General features: G+C 70.2%; 14 protein-coding genes. 6 read left to right on the top strand and 8 right to left on the bottom strand.

Annotated features, from left to right (window positions below; all coding sequences use genetic code 11):
- The first annotated feature begins 9 nt into the window (after positions 1 to 9).
- The 5 genes from ACZ4E1_RS10500 to ACZ4E1_RS10480 all read left to right on the top strand — a co-directional run bounded on the left by ACZ4E1_RS10500 (position 10) and on the right by ACZ4E1_RS10480 (position 4,776).
- Entirely contained in the window at positions 10 to 516 is a 507-nt protein-coding gene (locus ACZ4E1_RS10500; protein ID WP_467537793.1) for a Jag family protein, read from the top strand.
- A 106-nt stretch (positions 517 to 622) separates the two neighbouring features.
- Complete coding sequence (rsmG, locus tag ACZ4E1_RS10495; protein WP_467537792.1) at positions 623 to 1,339, top strand: 16S rRNA (guanine(527)-N(7))-methyltransferase RsmG; 717 nt, start codon at positions 623 to 625, stop codon at positions 1,337 to 1,339.
- Between the two features lie 311 nt (positions 1,340 to 1,650).
- Positions 1,651 to 2,727 carry a ParA family protein gene (locus ACZ4E1_RS10490; RefSeq protein ID WP_188341449.1) on the top strand — a complete coding sequence of 359 codons (1,077 nt, stop codon included), beginning with the start codon at positions 1,651 to 1,653 and terminating at the stop codon, positions 2,725 to 2,727.
- Positions 2,724 to 3,854 carry a ParB/RepB/Spo0J family partition protein gene (locus ACZ4E1_RS10485; protein WP_467537790.1) on the top strand — a complete coding sequence of 377 codons (1,131 nt, stop codon included), beginning with the start codon at positions 2,724 to 2,726 and terminating at the stop codon, positions 3,852 to 3,854. The genes ACZ4E1_RS10490 and ACZ4E1_RS10485 overlap by 4 nt, the downstream gene beginning before the upstream one ends.
- A 304-nt stretch (positions 3,855 to 4,158) precedes the next feature.
- Entirely contained in the window at positions 4,159 to 4,776 is a 618-nt protein-coding gene (locus ACZ4E1_RS10480) for a GNAT family N-acetyltransferase (RefSeq protein ID WP_188337961.1), read from the top strand.
- Positions 4,777 to 4,863: 87 nt separating this feature from the next.
- Here the strand turns inward: ACZ4E1_RS10480 and trxA are convergent, their stop codons facing one another.
- The 7 genes from trxA to ACZ4E1_RS10445 form a co-directional block, all read right to left on the bottom strand.
- Entirely contained in the window at positions 4,864 to 5,196 is a 333-nt protein-coding gene (trxA, locus tag ACZ4E1_RS10475) for a thioredoxin (RefSeq protein WP_467537788.1), read from the bottom strand.
- A 49-nt stretch (positions 5,197 to 5,245) separates the two neighbouring features.
- Entirely contained in the window at positions 5,246 to 6,223 is a 978-nt protein-coding gene (gene trxB / locus ACZ4E1_RS10470; RefSeq protein WP_188337959.1) for a thioredoxin-disulfide reductase, read from the bottom strand.
- Between the two features lie 142 nt (positions 6,224 to 6,365).
- The gene (locus ACZ4E1_RS10465) at positions 6,366 to 7,295 is read right to left on the bottom strand and encodes an anti-sigma factor family protein (protein ID WP_467537786.1); all 930 of its coding nucleotides are present in this window, start codon (positions 7,293 to 7,295) and stop codon (positions 6,366 to 6,368) included.
- Positions 7,292 to 8,005, bottom strand: a complete 714-nt coding sequence (gene sigM / locus ACZ4E1_RS10460; protein WP_467537784.1) for an RNA polymerase sigma factor SigM — start codon at positions 8,003 to 8,005, stop codon at positions 7,292 to 7,294. The genes ACZ4E1_RS10465 and sigM overlap by 4 nt, the downstream gene beginning before the upstream one ends.
- A gap of 33 nt (positions 8,006 to 8,038) precedes the next feature.
- Positions 8,039 to 9,757 carry a protein kinase family protein gene (locus ACZ4E1_RS10455; RefSeq protein WP_467537782.1) on the bottom strand — a complete coding sequence of 573 codons (1,719 nt, stop codon included), beginning with the start codon at positions 9,755 to 9,757 and terminating at the stop codon, positions 8,039 to 8,041.
- 119 nt (positions 9,758 to 9,876) lie between these two features.
- Entirely contained in the window at positions 9,877 to 12,120 is a 2,244-nt protein-coding gene (gene murJ / locus ACZ4E1_RS10450) for a murein biosynthesis integral membrane protein MurJ (RefSeq protein WP_467537780.1), read from the bottom strand.
- 45 nt (positions 12,121 to 12,165) lie between these two features.
- Positions 12,166 to 14,502: a DUF6049 family protein gene (locus tag ACZ4E1_RS10445; RefSeq protein WP_467537778.1), complete on the bottom strand. Its 2,337-nt coding sequence runs from the start codon at positions 14,500 to 14,502 to the stop codon at positions 12,166 to 12,168.
- Between the two features lie 222 nt (positions 14,503 to 14,724).
- Between ACZ4E1_RS10445 and ACZ4E1_RS10440 the strand changes: the two genes are divergently transcribed.
- The gene (locus tag ACZ4E1_RS10440; protein WP_467537777.1) at positions 14,725 to 16,197 is read left to right on the top strand and encodes a CCA tRNA nucleotidyltransferase; all 1,473 of its coding nucleotides are present in this window, start codon (positions 14,725 to 14,727) and stop codon (positions 16,195 to 16,197) included.
- 85 nt (positions 16,198 to 16,282) lie between these two features.
- Here ACZ4E1_RS10440 and ACZ4E1_RS10435 read toward each other — a convergent pair whose 3' ends face one another.
- Positions 16,283 to 17,587 carry an MFS transporter gene (locus ACZ4E1_RS10435; protein WP_467537775.1) on the bottom strand — a complete coding sequence of 435 codons (1,305 nt, stop codon included), beginning with the start codon at positions 17,585 to 17,587 and terminating at the stop codon, positions 16,283 to 16,285.
- Positions 17,588 to 17,714: the final 127 nt, after the last annotated feature.

Raw genomic sequence — 17,714 nt, 5'->3', positions numbered from 1 at the left:
GCCCCTCCAGTGACGGAAGGCACCACCTCTCCCGAGGGTGGCGACACCCTGACCCGCCTCGAGCAGGAGGGCGAGATCGCCGCGGACTACCTCGAGGGTCTGCTGGACATCGCCGACCTCGACGGCGACATCGACATGGACGTCGAGGCGGACCGTGCCGCGGTCTCCATCGTCAGTGACGGCAGCGGCCGCGACCTGCAGAAGCTGGTCGGCCGCGACGGTGAGGTCCTGGAAGCCCTCCAGGAGCTGACCCGCCTCGCGGTGCACCGGGAGACCGGAGACCGCAGCCGCCTGATGCTGGACATCGGCGGCTACCGCGCCCAGAAGCGCGCCGAGCTCACCGAGCAGGGTGCCAAGGCGGCGGCCGAGGTGAAGAACAGCGGCGAGCCCGTCAAGATGAAGCCGATGACTCCGTTCGAGCGCAAGGTCGTGCACGACGCGGTCAAGGCCGCCGGTCTGCGCAGCGAGTCCGAGGGCGAGGAGCCGCAGCGCTTCGTCGTCGTGCTCCCCGCCTGAGCGGTACGACGCTTCCCGGCCCCGTCTGTTCGCAGGCGGGGCCGATCTTTGTCAGCCTGTTAGTCAGCCACCCATTGCGGTAGTGCGGTACGGAAGGACGGTCCCCGTGACGGAGGCAGCAGAACTCCCCCCGGCCCCGGAGCAGGCCCGGGCGGTATTCGGCGACCGCTACCAGGACGCGGTCCGGTACGCGGAACTCCTCGCCGACGCGGGAGTGCAGCGCGGCCTCATCGGCCCGCGCGAGGTGCCGAGGCTGTGGGAGCGGCACATCCTGAACTGTGCCGTGCTCTCTGAGGTCGTCCCCGAAGGCGTCACGGTGTGCGACGTCGGCTCGGGCGCCGGCCTGCCGGGCATCCCGTTGGCCCTGGTCCGCCCCGACCTCAAGATCACACTGCTGGAGCCGCTACTGCGGCGGACGACCTTCCTCACCGAAGTCGTCGAGCTGCTCGGGCTCGACCACGTCACGGTGGTGCGCGGTCGGGCCGAGGAGGTCCTCGGCAAGCTGACGCCCGTGCACGTCGTCACCGCACGAGCCGTCGCACCGCTGGACCGTCTCGCGGCCTGGGGCGTACCCCTGCTGCGTCCGTACGGAGAAATGCTGGCGCTCAAGGGTGACACCGCCGAGGAGGAGATCAAGAGCGCCGGCGCCGCCCTGAGCAAGCTGGGCGCGGTGGCGACCTCGGTCCTCCAGGTGGGTGAGGGAGTCGTCGACCCGCTGTCCACCGTGGTCCGCGTCGAGGTCGGCGAGAGCCCCGGGGGTGTGCGCTTCGCCGCCAAGCGAGCCAAGGCCGCCCGTACTGGACGTGCCCGTCGTAGGCGTTGAGTTGCCGGCCGCCTGTACCGGTCGGCCCGTGGACGAGTGCCGCTGATCCACTCTGACGAACAGCGGTACTCCACAAAAGCTGTCCCCCGTACGCATTTCGGGGTGTCGCGCCGGGTGGCATCGGCCTGCGGTGCATCGTGTTTCACGTGAAACGTCGCTCACTGCTGCAGGGCATCATCAGTCGCGGTCGCGCTGCGGCCGCCCCCCGCGACCGAAAACCTCTGGGATCCCTCGCCAAGGGCATGGAGTTGTCCACAGAAGGGGTTTCATCCACAGAAGACAGGGCCTCGCTGGTTCTCGACCCCGAAGGCATGGGAGGCTCTGTTCATTGCGAGCCTGAAGTCGAGGAGAGTGAATCCTTGCGGTCCGACGCCAACATCGCGGGACCGATGACCGATCCGGTCCCCGGTCCCCGTACCGAGTCGGCGGGGGAGGATGTTTCACGTGAAACACCGACCCCGATGGACGACACACCCATCGGTCGCGCTGCCCAACTGGCAGTGGAAGCTCTCGGTCGCGCGGGCGAGGGCCTGCCACGTCCTGAGCAGACCCGCGTCATGGTGGTGGCCAATCAGAAGGGCGGCGTCGGCAAGACCACGACGACCGTCAACCTCGCCGCTTCGCTCGCGCTGCACGGCGCCCGCGTCCTGGTGATCGACCTGGACCCTCAGGGCAACGCCTCCACGGCACTCGGCATCGACCATCACGCCGAAGTTCCCTCCATCTACGACGTCCTGGTCGACAGCAGGCCGCTCGCGGAAGTGGTCCAGCCCGTCCCCGACGTCGAGGGTCTCTTCTGTGCCCCGGCGACGATCGACCTCGCCGGTGCCGAGATCGAGCTGGTCTCCTTGGTGGCACGCGAGAGCCGGCTGCAGCGGGCCATCCAGGCGTACGAGCAGCCGCTCGACTACGTCCTGATCGACTGCCCGCCCTCGCTGGGTCTGCTGACGGTCAACGCTCTGGTCGCGGGGGCCGAGGTGCTGATCCCGATCCAGTGTGAGTACTACGCGCTGGAGGGCCTGGGGCAGCTGCTGCGCAATGTGGACCTCGTGCGCGGCCACCTCAACCCGAACCTGCACGTCTCCACGATCCTTCTCACGATGTACGACGGGCGCACCCGGCTGGCCTCTCAGGTCGCCGAAGAGGTCCGCACCCACTTCGGTGAAGAGGTCCTGCGCACGAGCATCCCGCGCTCGGTCCGCATCTCGGAGGCTCCCAGCTACGGGCAGACCGTGCTGACCTACGATCCAGGGTCGAGCGGTGCACTCTCGTACCTCGAAGCGGCGCGAGAGATGGCGCTGCGCGGGGTGGGGATCCACTACGACGCCCAGCAGGCCCACTCGGGCACGCAACTTGACCAGCAGAGCACGCCGGAGGGTATTCAATGAGCGGACAGCGGAGGGGACTGGGCCGAGGCCTCAAAGCCCTGATTCCGGCGGCTCCCACTTCTGAGGACTCGGTGTCCGCAGGCCCGGCGGGCGGCGTCTCGACGTCCCCCAGCACGCTGCCGACGCTGACGTCGGAGCGCGGTGTGGCGGCGGCGAAGCTGGCCTCGCTCCCGCAGGCAGCCGTTTCGCTGGAGCAGACCACTGTTTCACGTGAAACAGAGGAGCCCACCGCGTCGAGCGCTCCGGCCGCCGGCGCCGAGACGTCCGAGGTGGCGTACTTCGCCGAGCTGCCTCTCGACGCGATCACCCCGAACCCGCGGCAGCCGCGCGAGGTGTTCGACGACGAGGCTCTCGCGGAGCTCGTGACGTCCATCAAGGAAGTCGGGCTTCTGCAGCCGGTCGTCGTGCGGCAGGTCGGCCCCGAGCGCTTCGAGCTCATCATGGGTGAGCGGCGCTGGCGGGCCAGCCATGAGGCGGGACTGGAGCGGATTCCGGCGATCGTCCGGGCCACCGACGACGAGAAGCTTCTGCTCGACGCGCTCCTGGAGAACCTCCACCGGGCCCAGCTGAACCCGCTCGAAGAGGCGAAGGCGTACGAGCAGTTGCTCACCGACTTCAACTGCACGCACGACCAGCTGGCCGACCGCATCGGCCGTTCGCGGCCGCAGGTCTCCAACACGCTGCGTCTGCTGAAGCTGTCGCCGGCCGTGCAGAAGCGCGTGGCCGCGGGCGTGCTGTCCGCCGGTCATGCCCGCGCCCTGCTGGCCGTGGAGGACTCCGAGGAGCAGGACCGCCTCGCGCTGCGCATCGTCGCCGAGGGGCTCTCGGTGCGGGCCGTCGAGGAGATCGTGACCCTGATGGGCTCGCACTCCAAGAGCATGACGCGGGCCAAGGGGCCCCGGGCCGGGGCGCGGGTTTCCCCGGCGCTCACCCAGCTGGCGACGCGCCTGTCGGATCGCTTCGAGACGCGCGTGAAGGTCGACCTGGGCCAGAAGAAGGGCAAGATCGTCGTCGAGTTCGCCTCGATGGAGGATCTCGGCCGCATCCTCGGCACGCTGGCTCCGGGCGAGGGCCCGGTGCTGCAGAACGGTCTGCCGGAGACGGCGGAGGCCGACGACGAGGACTGAGTCACCCCTCGCTCGACAGGGCGGGCCGTGTCCGGTGTGTACCGGAACACGGCCCGCTCTTTGCTTTCTTACGGTATCGGTGGAATCTCATCGTGGTTACGATGCGACGGGGGAAGGACGGAGCCATCCGGTAGCACCTCTGAGAGGAAGCAGTGGTCATGCGATCGGTGAGTCGCAGCGGACTGGTGACCGCAGGTCTCGGCCTGGGCGCTGTCGGCGGTTTCGTCGGCGGTCTGCTCAGGGAACGGAGCGCTCTGACCGCCGCCCGGGTCGCGGCGGGAGAGGGAAGCGAGGAACTGTCTTCATGGGGCGTCGCCTCTTACCGCTCACGTTGGACAACCTTCCGGACCTTCCCAAGCGCTGTCGCTCGTGCGTCTTCTGGGAACTGGACCCCGTCAGCGGCGAGGCAGCGGTAAAGGCCGGTACCCCGGGGCTGGAGAAGGAAGCCTGGATCTCCGCGGTCCTCCTCGAGTGGGGCTCCTGTGGCCGCGTGGTCTACGTCGACGACAACCCGGTCGGCTATGTGCTCTACGCCCCGCCCGCCTATGTGCCGCGCTCCACGGCTTTCCCGACGAGCCCCGTGTCGCCGGACGCCGTCCAGTTGATGACCGGCTGGATCGCGCCGAGTCACCAGGGCCAGGGACTGGGGAGGGTCATGGTGCAGACCGTCGCCAAGGATCTGCTGCGCCGCGGCTTCAAGGCCATCGAGGCGTTCGGTGACGCGCGCTGGAAGGAACCGGCCTGTCTCCTCCCCGCGGACCATCTGCTCGCGGTCGGCTTCAAGACGGTGAGGCCCCATCCTTCGTACCCGCGGCTGCGGCTGGAGCTGCGTACGACGCTCTCCTGGAAGGAAGACGTCGAGATGGCACTGGACCGACTGCTCGGGGCAGTGCAGAAGGAGCCGGCGCTGCGCCCCCTGTGAATGCCGAAGGGACCAACCCAGAGGGCTGGTCCCTTCGTGTTTCACGTGAAACATCGGCTGCCGACCGCGGGACGGCGGCGCATCGCCTTAGTCGGCGATGAACTCCTCGAGGTCACGCACGATGGCGGCCTTCGGCTTGGCACCGACGATGGTCTTGGCGACCTCGCCGCCCTGGTAGACGTTCAGGGTCGGGATCGACATGACGCCGTACTTGGCGGCCGTGCCGGGGTTCTCGTCGATGTTGAGCTTGACGATCTCGATCTTGTCGCCGTACTCAGCCGCGATGGCCTCGAGCGACGGCGCGATCTGGCGGCACGGACCGCACCACGCGGCCCAGAAGTCCACCAGGACGGGCTTGCCGCTCTTGAGGACGTCCTCGTCGAAGGAGTCGTCCGTCACGTTCTTCAGGTTGCCGGCCACAGCTGGCTCCTCTTTTTCTCGGGGGGAATGCGGGAGGGGAGTTCTGGGGTCAGACGTTCGCGGTCTGGGTCTGCTCGGGCTCGGCGGCCTCGCCGTCGGCGAGCGCGGCGAGGAAGCGCTCGGCGTCGAGGGCGGCGGAGCAGCCCGTGCCGGCGGCCGTGATCGCCTGGCGGTAGGTGTGGTCCACGACGTCACCGGCGCCGAAGACACCCGTCAGGTTGGTGCGCGTCGAGGGGGCCTCGACCTTCAGGTAGCCCTCGTCGTCGAGCTCGAGCTGGCCCTTGAAGAGCTCGGTGCGCGGGTCGTGGCCGATCGCGATGAACAGGCCGGTGACGGGCAGCTCGGACGTCTCGCCCGTCTTCAGGTTGCGCAGCGTCAGGCCCTCGAGCTTCGGGTCGCCCTTGATCGCGGCGACCTCGCTGTCCCACACGAACTTGATCTTCGGGTCGGCGAAGGCACGCTCCTGCATGGCCTTGGAGGCGCGCAGGGTGTCGCGGCGGTGCACGATCGTCACGGACTTGGCGAAGCGCGAGAGGAAGGTCGCTTCCTCCATCGCGGTGTCGCCACCACCGATCACGGCGATGTCCTGGTCCTTGAAGAAGAAGCCGTCACAGGTCGCGCACCAGGAGACGCCACGCCCGGAGAGGGCGTCCTCGTTGGGCAGACCGAGCTTGCGGTGCTGGGAGCCGGTGGTGACGATGACGGCCTTCGCACGGTGCACGGTGCCCGCGGTGTCCGTCACGGTCTTGATCTCACCGGTGAGGTCGACGGCCACGACGTCGTCCGGGACGAGCTCGGCGCCGAAGCGCTCGGCCTGGCCGCGCATGTTGTCCATGAGCTCGGGGCCCATGATGCCTTCCTGGAAGCCCGGGAAGTTCTCCACCTCGGTCGTGTTCATCAGCGCGCCACCGGCGGTGACGGCGCCTTCGAACACCAGCGGCTTCAGCGACGCGCGCGCGGTGTAGAGCGCCGCCGTGTAGCCGGCGGGCCCGGAGCCGATGATGATCACGTTACGGACGTCGCTCACGGCTGGATTCCTCGTCTCTGCGGGACTGCTGCGTACTGCCGGGGGGAGCCTCTTCGCCGGACTCTCACCCCACCCAACGGATCCTACGGGGCGTGCATTCCCAACGTGTCCGAGCGCACGTCGGGAGTGCGTTCGGACCGGGTCAGCCGCGGTCGTAGGAGTGGGTGTAGAGCAGCTCGCCCGGTGTCGCCGAGGACTTCTGGGCGCAGGAGGCGTCCACCACGAAGGCCGTGACCCGGTGCTCCGGGTCGCTCTTGTGGGGCAGCACGACGAGGTACGCCTTCTTCCCCTGGTACGTGCCCTGCTCGGACGCCAAGGGGGCCTCGGTGCGGTGGGTCCCCCGCTGGACGCAAGGCGGCACGTCGTCCGACGCGAGCTTCGGCACAGGAGAGTCCGACCGCGGGGTCTTGGGCCCGCTGTCCTGGGTGCTCAGAGAGCGGTCCTTGGTCTTGCGGTCGAGGAGCTCGGTGACCTTGTTGCCGAGCGTGCCCGCTGCCAGGGTTCCGGGCTCCGGTGCCTGGGTGGCGGCCGGCGACTTGTGGGCGGTGGGTGTACCGCCTCCACCACCGCTCTGCAGCAGCAGCGTCCCCATACCGATCGCGGCGACCGTGAGCACCGTGCCGATGGCGGCTGTGGTGCGCCGGCGGACGCGGCGGGTCTTGCGGCCCGGGCCGGTGCTGGTGCTGCGGGCATGTCCGGTGGGGCGGTCGGCGGACCGTGCCGTGTCGGGCGTTGTTTCACGTGAAACACCGACGGTTTCACGGACGGGATCTTCGAGCCCGTCGCGCCCCGCGTGCTGCTCGTCGTCGGGTGCGAGCGTGTCGAGGAAGGCCTCTGCCGCGAGCGCCGCGTCGATGCGGCCCGCGATGTCCTCGGGCATCCGGGGCGGGCCGGGCAGGGTCCCGAGCATGCCGCGGATCTCCTGCAGGGACGCGTAGACGTCCGCGCAGAGCGGGCAGCCGTCGAGGTGGCGTCGGATCTCCGTCGTGCGGGACGGCGGCAGCAGGCCCTCGGTGAGATCGGAGATCTCCGTGACCTCAGGGTGCTCCGCCGTGCCGGTCGTGGAAGTCACGCTCGTCCACCTCCGCCCTTCACCGCAGCCGAATCATTGGGTCCTGCCTCGCCCGGCGGCCCCGCTGCAGGTGGGACGGATGTCCCCTGCGTCCGGTTCCGTCCGGCCGACGGGTTCTCTCCGTCGGCCTTCCCGCTCCGCTCGGCGCGGAGGTGAGTGAGCAGGGGCAGCAGTTTGGCGCGGCCACGTGCGCAGCGGCTCTTGACCGTGCCGATGGGGACGTCGAGGACCTGCGCGGCCTCCGCGACCGGGTACCCCTGCATGTCCACGAGGACGAGAGCCGCCCGCTGATCGGCCGGGAGCGAGCGCAGGGCTGCCAGGAGCTCGCGGTGCAGATCAGCACGCTCCGCCGGAGCCTCCGCCGACTCGTGCGGCTCCAGGAGCTGCTCCAGGCGCTCGGTGTCCTCCATGGGGGCCGTCCGGCGGGAGGCCGTCTTACGGGCCCGGTCCAGACAGGCGTTCACGGTGATCCGGTGCAGCCACGTCGTCACCGCCGACTGCCCGCGGAAGGTGTGGGCGGCACGATAGGCGGACACCAGGGCGTCCTGGACCGCGTCCGCCGCCTCTTCCCGGTCGCCCAGGGTGCGCAGCGCGACGGCCCACAGCCGGTCCCGGTGCCGCCGCACGATCTCGCCGAACGCGTCCTTGTCCCCCGCGACATGACGCGCGAGGAGGTCCTGATCGCTCGCTTCGCCGTAGGCGTCGTCCACTGCCGAACCCCCTCCCCCTGGTGTTCTGCTCCGTCAGCCGGTGAACTTCACTTCCGTGATGCCCTGCTTGTACCCGGCGCCGCTGTAGCCGTCCTGGCCGGCGTGCGGCAGCGCGGTCAGCCAGACGAGCACGTAGCGGGTCTTCACCGGCTTGTCGGCCTTGATCTCCGCGGAGTCCTTCGCCGTCTGTGTCCGGGAGCCGATCCGCTTCAGGCCGCTGACCGCTCCCGGGCTGAGGGAATCGGAAGCGTACAGGGACACGGTCGTGTGGTCACCGCTGTAGCGCAGCCCGATCGTCGCCGCCGAGACGTCCTTGGCGGAGCCGAGGTCGTAGACGATGCCGACGCCCGGCTTTATGACCATCGGCGGGCCGTCGAGGAAGGACTTCGTGCGCCAGAACGTCGAGCGGTCCCCGTCGTAGGTCTTGCCGACCTCGCCCGCGGCCTGGGCGCTGCCCTCGGCCACGTACTCCTGGGCACCCGAGATCGCGAGCGGCGCGGCGGGCTTCTTCTCGCCCTTCTCGCCGCCGTCCGTGGTGTGCGTCGTGTCCGTGCCATCGCTCTTGCCGCGATCCATGAGCGCGTCCGCCAACTGCCAGCTGCCCAGGCCCAGGGCGGCGATGAGGAGCGCCGAGACGGCCCACTTGAGGGCCTTGCCGGTGCGGCTCTGCAACGGGGGCGGAGGCGCCGGCACGGGCTGGGTGGCGACACTCGTGCGGCCGTAGTTGCCCTGCTGGTAGGTGGTCCGCTGGTACTCGGGCGGCGCCGTGAACGCGGGCTCCGGCGGGCGGATCTTCGGCATCTCGCCGATCGCCTTCACCAGGTCCTCCGGCGTGGTGCACGGAGGCTCCTGACGGGACGCCGTCGCCCCGTCGTTGGCGAGCGCGCGCATGGCGAGCTCGGCGAGGCCGCGATGGACACCGGCCCGCACCTGGTCGGGCGCGATGAGACCGACGCCCTTGGGCAGCCCCGACAGGCCGTACGCGTCGTTCTCGTAGGGCCAGCGCTGCGTCAGGGAGGCGTACAGGAGCGCGCCGATCGCCTCGGTGTCGGTGCGCTGCGGGGTGTCGGAGGAGATGCCGCGCAGGGCCGCGTTCACAGCGAGGCCGCGGATGCGCCACTGGCCGGTGGAGGTGCGCAGCACGGCGCTCGGCGTCAGGCGCAGATGGGCGAGGCCCTCGCGGTGCGCCGCCGCCATGGCGAACGAGACCTGACTGACCATCTGGTAGGCGTCGTGCGCCTCCAGAGAGCTCGCGGCCAGCAGCGCGGTCAACTCCGTGGCGTCGGGCAGCCACTCGTGGACGACGTAGACGAGCTCGTTCTCCTCGACCGCGTCCAGGACCTGGACGAAGCGAGGGTCACCGAGGAGGGCCGACGAACGAGCCGCCGCGAGCACCGAGCGGGCCCGCGGATGGTCGGCGGGCAGCAGGTGCACGCCGACGGCGCGCCGCAGCTTCTCGTCGACCGCACGCCAACTGCTGAAACCGTCCAGACGGGTGACACATTCTTCGAGCCGGTAGCGCCTGGCGAGCTTGTGGCCGCTGTGCAACTCGGGAGGCGAGGACGTGGCGGGGCTCAGGTGCGTACCCGTCTCCGCGGTGTCCACGACCTCCTCCTGCGCCGGTGCGTCCTGCTCTTCGGTCTTGGCCACCCCGTCGGCCGTCGCCTGTTCCGCCTTGTCCGTCTCGGCGGTCAGCGGCTCGTCGCCGCCGTTGTCGGCCACGTCGACGGCAGCCGTGCTCCGTTCCGCCACCGTCGTTCCTGCCTCCCCATCCGTTGCACTCACTCCGACGCCAAAGCCAATTGTGCCCACAGTCCGACGCTATGCACGACACGCGGTGCTCGTCGAAGGTTGTAGGCGCATCCGGCCGACTAGCGACCGAGGCGACCGCGGACCATCCCGACCATCGAATTCAGCTCCTCGATGCGCATCTTGCGGGCCGCCACGTAGAACACGGCGAGCAGCGCCGCGCCACCGACGACCAACGCCGCGATGGAACCGAACACGCCGTGGCCGAGCACTTCGGTGAGCGCGTACCCGATTCCGCCGCCGATGACCGCAGCGGGCACGGATGCGAGGCAAAGTCGTGCGTAGGTCCGCACGACCTGGCGGCCGTCGAGGTCGCCGCCGAGCCGGTTGCGCAGGCGCCGCCAGGCGATGCCGACGCCGATCGCGTACGCGAGACCGTAGGAGAAGGCCATGCCCACGACGGCCCACTGCGCGGGCAGGATCACGTAACAGATGGCCGAGGCCGCCGCGTTGACCGCCGCCACGATGACCGTGTTGTAGAAGGGCGTCCGGGTGTCCTCGTAGGCGTAGAAGCCGCGGAGCACCACGTACTGCACGGAGTACGGGATGAGGCCCAGGCCGAACGCCATGAGGATGTACCCCATCGACTGGGCGGCCTCGGTGCCGCTGGAGCTGAAGAGCAGGGTGCACATCGGGACGCCGAGCGCCACGAACATGAAGGCCACCGGGACGATCGCCACCGCCGAGGTGCGCAGACCCGAGGAGATGTCGTCGCGGACCGCGCCCGGGTCGCCGTCGTGGGCCGACCGCGAGATGCGCGGCAGCAGAGCGGCCATGACCGAGACGGTGATGATCGCCTGCGGCATGCCCCAGATCAGCTGGGCATTGGAGTAGCCCAGGATGCCGGTGCCCTTGACGTCCGAGGCCTTGCCGGCCGCGGTCGCGAGCTGGGTGACGACCAGGACGCCCGCCTGGTTGGCGAGAACGAACAGGACGGTCCACTTGGCGAGCCGGACGGCCTTGCCGAGACCGTGGCCCTTCCAGTCGAACCGCAGGCGGAAGCGGAAGCCGGTCTCGCGCAGGTACGGGATCATCGCGAGGGCCTGGACGACCAGGCCGAGCAGCGTGCCGACACCGAGGAGGCGGACGCCCTCCGGCGGGATGGTGTGCACCGTCATGTTCGAGTCGGCAGCGGTCCCGTAGACCCACAGGAACAGGCCGAACGTGGTGATCATGACGATGTTGTTGAGGACCGGGGTCCACATCATCGCGCCGAACTTGCCGCGGGCGTTCAGGATCTGACCCATGACCACGTGCACGCCCATGAAGAAGATCGTGGGCAGGCAGTAGCGCGCGAAGGTGACGCCGACGTTGTTGGCCGCCGGATCGTCGGCGACCGAGGTCGACATCAGCTTGATGAGCAGGGGCGCGGCGAAGACGACGATCGCGGTGATCGCGGCCAGCGCGACCATGACCAGCGTCAGCAGGCGGTTGGCGTAGGCCTCGCCGCCGTCCTCGTCCTCCTTCATGGAGCGGACGAGCTGCGGCACGAACACCGAGTTCAGACCGCCGCCGACGGTCAGGATGTAGATCATCGTCGGCAGCGTGTACGCGACGGTCCAGGTGTCACCGAGCAGGCCGGCGCCGAGCGCGGCGGTGATGACCACGGTCCGGACGAATCCGGTGAGCCGGGAGACGAGCGTGCCCGCCGCCATCACCGCGCTCGACTTCATGAGGCTCGCGGCTCGGCCCGCCTTCTTCGGCGCGACGGCCGGTGCGGCCGCCGGCGTGGGGGCGGGCACCGCTGCCTTGCCGAGGTACTGGGTCTGGTCGTCGACCGCAGGCCCGGTGGCGGCGCGCCCGCCGCCGTAGCCCGGCTGCTGGTCCCGGAACAGGTGCGCGAAGGCGTCCGGCTCCTCCTGCTCCTCGCCGGCCAGCGTCACGAGGTCGTCGACGCCCACGAACTGCGTCGTGCGCGCGTCGTCGCCGTACGGGAGGTACTGGGTGGGGCCCTCCGGCTCCGGCGCGGGCGTCTGGGCCCACACCCGGGGGTCGGGCTGGTACTGGTTCGCGGGCGGCGGGTCGTACAGCGGCTGCGACTGGTACGTGCCGGGGGGCGGCGGCGGGTGCGCGGCGCGGTCGTACAGCGCCTCGGTCACCGGGTCCTGGGCCGCGAGGTCGTTCGCGCGGTACGGGTCCTGGTCGTAGGCGTCCTGCAGATAGGCGTCCTGCGGGTACGCGTCGGGAGCGGGCTGGGGCGGCGGCACCTGCCCGCCGGCCCCGTGGGCCCCGGTGCGCGGGTGGCCATCGCCCGAGGCAGAGCCGCCCGAGCCCTGGCCACGGTCACCGTTGTACGGCGCGTTCATGGATACCCCACCTCATCGTCCCCGGCCCACCGGCCACGACATCGCTCAACGGTCCACTCTCTCACCCGGGCCCGACGGGGCCGTGCTTTCCGAAGCGGTGTCAGCGGTCGGGTCACTCGCCTGCTGCGGAACCTGCGCCTGAGGGGTGGCCCCCGGCACCTCCTCGGGCGCGCCGTCGGCATCCTCCTGCGCCTCGCCCTGCGGAGCGTCCTCGCCGTCGCGGTCGGCGGCGGCGCGCTTGCGCTGGATGTACATCCGGAAACCGGCCAGGACCAGCAGCAACACACCGCCGGCGATGACGAGCATCACGGTCGGGGTGATCTCCGTGACGTCGACCTTGAAGTCGAGCTCCTCGCCGTACGGCTGCCCGTCCTCGGTGTAGAGCTGCGCGTGGACGGTGATCGGACCGGTCGCCTTGGCCGTCGTGGTGAACTTCACGGACTGGCTGTGGCCGCTCGCGATCGTCACCACCTTGTCCTCGAAGTCGTGGTCGCCGACCTTCAGGCGGGTGCCGTTGTCGGAACGCAGGCGCAGGACGAGATGGTCGACGTCCTGCCACAGGTTGTTCTGGACCGACACCGGGATGGTCGCGCTGCGGCCGGAGAGCCGGACCGTGGACTTCTCGATCAGTTTGACCTGGCCGGTCAGCCCGGACAGATACGTCGAGACGCCGTCCCGGAAGGACCGGGAGTCCTTGGCACGGCCGCGCCAGGACGTGGACATCTCGCGGTCCATCGCCCGGCCGAACGGCGTCGCGACGCGGGACTCGTCGGTCAGGACGACCTTGAAGTTCTCCAGATCGCGCTGGGTGGCGGCGATCTGCTCGAAGGCCGGCCGGGAGAGCTCCTGGCGGCGCAGCGACGCCGGGTAGGACCGCGTGGAGGGGACACGGGTCGTCGCACCCGGATCGGGCTTGGCCTTGGCCGCCGCGCTCAGGGACTGGGACTGGGACCAGCCGCTGCCCTGCAGGTCCCGTACGGCCCGGGCCATCGCCTGGGCCTGACTGGCCGACGGCATGCGCTGCGGGGCGATCACGACGCTGCGCTGCTTGTCGGTCTGCATGTTGAGCATCAGGCTCTGGGCGAGGAACTCCTGGACCGCCAGCGTCGCGTTCTCCGCGCCCGTCATGTCGCCCCGGAAGGCCGTGGAGAGGCGCGCGTCGCTGACGATCGCCGTGGCGCCGCCTCCGATCGGGCGCGCCGCCGAGGGCGTGTACGGCAGGTTGCCGGCCTCACGGAGAGAGTCGCTGCGCGCGATGATCTTGTCGGCGCCGGCCGATGTGGCGACCTTCACGACGTCCGGGTCGAGGGCGCCCTCGGCGGGCCAGGCGTAGGACGTGTCCGGCCGCACGTGCAGCACCGTGTCCACGGTCGCCACGGCGGCGTCCGTGGCCGCCTTGAGGTGGCCGAGCGAACCGCCGACCTTCGTGCCCGAGTGCGCGAGCGAGGCGAGGTCGGGATCGGCGAAGGGCAGCGTCACGACCTTCTGGTCGCGCACCGCCGTCTCCAGCTGCCCGAGCCACTCCTTGGCGACGGCCTGGTCCTTGCCGGACGTGAGCTTCCCGTCCGCGCCCTTGATCTTGTACGACTCGGTCATCGCGTCGACCGAGGCCAGGAGATCGGGGTCGATCACCCACGTGACGTCGAGCTCGCTGCCCAGTGCCAGCATCTGCTGGAGCCGCCCGCCGGGGCCGATCTCCTTGGCCAGGCTGTCGTCGTCGAAGACCGGCGTCTGCTCCTCGTTCGTGCCCGTCTCGGCCGTGAGGTGCGTGTCGGAGATGAGCGGCCACAGGACCGTCGTCCGGGTCCGGGTGTCCGCGCCGCCGGGCTGCCAGGGCAGGAACGTCCGCTGGATGCCGAGCGTCTGCTGGAACCGCTGCGCGGCCGTCTGCCCCATGAGAGCCACGCTGATCTCGTAGACGCCGTCGGCGCCCAGGTGCAGCTGCTTGACCGGTACCGAGAGGGTGAAGTCCTGCGGGACCCCGGGGTCGAGGCGAGTGAACTTCTGCGCGTACTTGCTCGCGACTTCCGTGCCGTCCGGGACGCCGCCCGTCGATCGCCGTGCGGCGCCGTCGATCGCTGTCCGGCCGCCGTAGGACGTGCCGACCCGCAGCCCCACGTGGGCGTCCGTCACGGCCTGCTTGCCGTGGTTGGTGACCCGGCCCCGGACGGTGACCGTGCCGCTGTCGTCAGGAGCGGTGGGCGAGAGCGAGGTCACGGCGACATCGACGGTGTTCGTCCCCGTGGCGGCCGTCACGGCCGCGGGGGAAGACGCCTGGGCCGCGGTGGCACCGGGCAGCAGAGGCAGCGCCGCGAGCAGCGGCGCGGCGGCCAGTGCCGCTCCGGTGCGCCGCAGCAGTCGGCGGGCAGGAGAGGGATTCATCCCTGGGAAGTCTGCCGCCTCGGCCACGCGCTCGTCCGTCCCTCGTCGTCGTCAGTGGTCGCAGATGTGTCCACGCATGGTAACGAGGCGCGCTGTGGCTCAGTGCCTGGGTCCGCCTCACAAGATCGTGGAGACAGGGTAGGGGCGCGGCGGGCCCGGTCGCGCCACCGCCCCGGCAAACGGTTCGGCCGGGGGTGCCGGGGGCACGTACCCTGTCCTGTTGTGCCGAACGCCAATGAAGACAACGCCAGTGCCCTGAGCGAGGTGCAGCACCGCGCCGTCAGCGAGCTGCTGCGGGTTTCGCCCGTCGCCGACGAGCTCGCCCGCCGATTCCAGGAGGCCGGGTTCTCTCTCGCCCTGGTCGGCGGTTCGGTACGCGACGCGCTGCTCGGCCGGCTCGGCAACGACCTGGACTTCACCACCGACGCTCGCCCCGAGGACGTCCTCAAGATCGTCCGTCCCTGGGCCGACGCGGTGTGGGAGGTCGGGATCGCCTTCGGGACCGTCGGCTGCCAGAAGGATGCGCGGGTCGACGGCGTCGACCAGAGCTTCCAGATCGAGGTCACGACCTACCGCTCCGAGGCCTACGACCGCACCTCGCGCAAGCCCGAGGTGTCCTACGGCGACTCCATCGAGCAGGACCTGGTCCGCCGCGACTTCACCGTGAACGCGATGGCCGTCGCACTGCCGGAGAAGACCTTCGTCGACCCGCACGGAGGTCTCGAGGACCTGGCCGCCCGGGTCCTGCGCACGCCCGGCACGCCCGAGGAGTCCTTCTCCGACGACCCGCTGCGGATGATGCGCGCAGCCCGCTTCGCCGCGCAGCTCGACTTCGAGGTGGCCCCCGACGTCGTCACAGCGATGACGGAGATGGCCGACCGCATCGAGATCGTCTCCGCCGAGCGCGTCCGGGACGAGCTGAACAAGCTCATCCTCTCGGCGCACCCGCGCAAGGGCCTCACCCTGCTCGTCGACACCGGCCTGGCCGACCGAGTTCTCCCCGAGCTGCCGGCCCTGCGCCTGGAGCGTGACGAGCACCACCGGCACAAGGACGTCTACGACCACACGCTGATCGTGCTCGAGCAGGCGATGGCGCTGGAGACGGACGGCCCGGACCTGACGCTGCGCCTCGCGGCCCTGCTGCACGACATCGGCAAGCCGCGCACCCGCCGCTTCGAGAAGGACGGCCGCGTCTCCTTCCACCATCACGAGGTGGTCGGCGCCAAGATGACGAAGAAGCGCATGACCGCGCTCAAGTACTCCAACGAGCTGGTGAAGGACGTCTCGCGCCTAGTCGAGCTGCACCTGCGCTTCCACGGGTACGGCACGGGCGAGTGGACCGACTCGGCCGTGCGCCGTTACGTGCGCGATGCGGGCCCGCTGCTCTCGCGCCTGCACAAGCTCACCCGCTCCGACTGCACGACGCGCAACAAGCGCAAGGCGAACACGCTCTCGCGGGCGTACGACGGGCTCGAGGAGCGCATCTCTCGGCTCCAGGAGCAGGAGGAGCTCGACTCCATCCGCCCGGACCTCGACGGCAACCAGATCATGGAGATCCTGGACGTGCGCCCCGGCCCGGTGATCGGCGAGGCGTACAAGTTCCTGCTGGAGCTGCGTCTGGAGAACGGTCCGATGGAGTACGACGCGGCCGTGGCGGCTCTCAAGGAGTGGTGGGCCGAGCACTCGCAGGGCTGAGTACACACAGGCAGACGGGGCGTTGTTTCACGTGAAACAACGCCCCGCGGCATGTCCGGAGCCGGCCTTTCGGGGGCGTTCCTTTTCAGGAGTCGTGGTCGTGCGGCGATGTTTCACGTGAAACAGCGTCCTCGGGGCGGCGGCCGACGCGGGCCATCACCACGCAGACCGCTCCGTACAGCGCCGCGACGAGAACCACGAGAGGGACGGACCGGCCGTCGGGCGGGAGCATCAGCGCCGCGACTCCGGCGGCTCCGACGAACGAGACGTTGAACAGCACGTCGTAGACGGAGAAGATCCGGCCCCGGAAGCCGTCGTCCACCGAGGACTGGACGAGAGTGTCCGTGGAGATCTTCGCGCCCTGGGTGGTGAGTCCGAGGACGAAGGCGGCCACCAGCATCGGCGGAGGTTCGAAGGCGAGGCCGAGGGCGAGCTCCAGGACAGCGGCGACGCCCGCGCAGATGGTGATCCATCCACTGGGTCCGAAGCGTCCGGCCGCCGCCGGGGTGACGATCGCCGCGACGAAGAAGCCGGCCCCCGACACCCCCACGGCGAGGCCGAGCAGGGCCAGCCCCTGGGACTCGGTGGACGACCAGGCGTACCGGCACAGCATGAGCACCATGACGAGCAGGGCGCCGTAACAGAAGCGCATGACGGTCATGGCGGCCAGAGAGCGCGTGGCGGCGGGTCGGGAAGCAAGGTGCCGCACACCGGAGAGCAGGTCTCGTGCGGTCCCGGCGAGGGCGACCCTCAGCCGGGGCTGCACCAGCTCGGGATCGGGGCCGAGCAGCTCGGCGTCCATGGACAGGGACGCCAGCGCCGCGCAGAGGTAGAGGAAGGCACCGAGCAGGACGACGGCCGCGTCGGAGTCCGAGGCGATCACGCGGACGCCGAAGGTCAGGCCGCCGCCCAGCGTCGCGGCGAGGGTGCCGGCGGTCGGGGAGAGCGAGTTCGCGATGACGAGCCGGTCGTCGTCGACCACGCGCGGCAGCGCGGCCGAGAGTCCGGCGAGCACGAAGCGGTTGACCGCCGTCACGCACAGGGCGGAGGCGTAGAAGAGCCAGTCCGGGGAGTGGAGCAGCATCAGAACGGCTGTCGCGGAGGCGAGCAGCACGCGCAGGAGGTTGCCGTAGAGGAAGACCTGGCGGCGGCGCCAGCGGTCCAGCAGGACACCCGCGAACGGCCCCACGAAGGAGTACGGGAGGAGCAGGACGGCCATCGCCGAGGCGATCGCGGCGGGCGAGGTCTGCTTCTCCGGAGAGAAGACGACGTACGTGGCGAGTGCGACCTGGTACACGCCGTCGGCTCCCTGGGAGAGCAGTCGCAGCGTGAGCAGGCGCCGGAAGTCGCGCAGGCGCAGCAGGAGGCGCAGGTCACGGACGACAGCCATGGGGCACAGCCTCACACACGAGGAAGGCCCCCGGAGGCACGACGTGTGCGATTCCGGGGGCCAGTGCAGCCCTCAGGCCGCGGGTGCTCGGCACGTTTCATGTTTCACGTGAAACACCCGCCTGGAG

It is taken from the genome of Streptomyces sp. NPDC025806, from assembly GCF_055558275.1.
The sequence above is the reverse complement of the archived record's forward strand: the minus strand, read 5'-3'. Positions and strand labels throughout refer to the sequence as shown.

What these genes read in the sequence shown, in the direction of transcription:
- ACZ4E1_RS10445 (WP_467537778.1), bottom strand. Translation starts at nt 14,502, where the DNA reads ATGAATCCCTCTCCTGCCCGCCGACTGCTGCGGCGCACCGGAGCGGCA.
- ACZ4E1_RS10435 (WP_467537775.1), bottom strand. Translation starts at nt 17,587, where the DNA reads ATGGCTGTCGTCCGTGACCTGCGCCTCCTGCTGCGCCTGCGCGACTTC.
- ACZ4E1_RS10485 (WP_467537790.1), top strand. Translation starts at nt 2,724, where the DNA reads ATGAGCGGACAGCGGAGGGGACTGGGCCGAGGCCTCAAAGCCCTGATT.
- murJ (WP_467537780.1), bottom strand. Translation starts at nt 12,120, where the DNA reads ATGAACGCGCCGTACAACGGTGACCGTGGCCAGGGCTCGGGCGGCTCT.
- ACZ4E1_RS10480 (WP_188337961.1), top strand. Translation starts at nt 4,159, where the DNA reads ATGGGGCGTCGCCTCTTACCGCTCACGTTGGACAACCTTCCGGACCTT.
- ACZ4E1_RS10490 (WP_188341449.1), top strand. Translation starts at nt 1,651, where the DNA reads ATGGGAGGCTCTGTTCATTGCGAGCCTGAAGTCGAGGAGAGTGAATCC.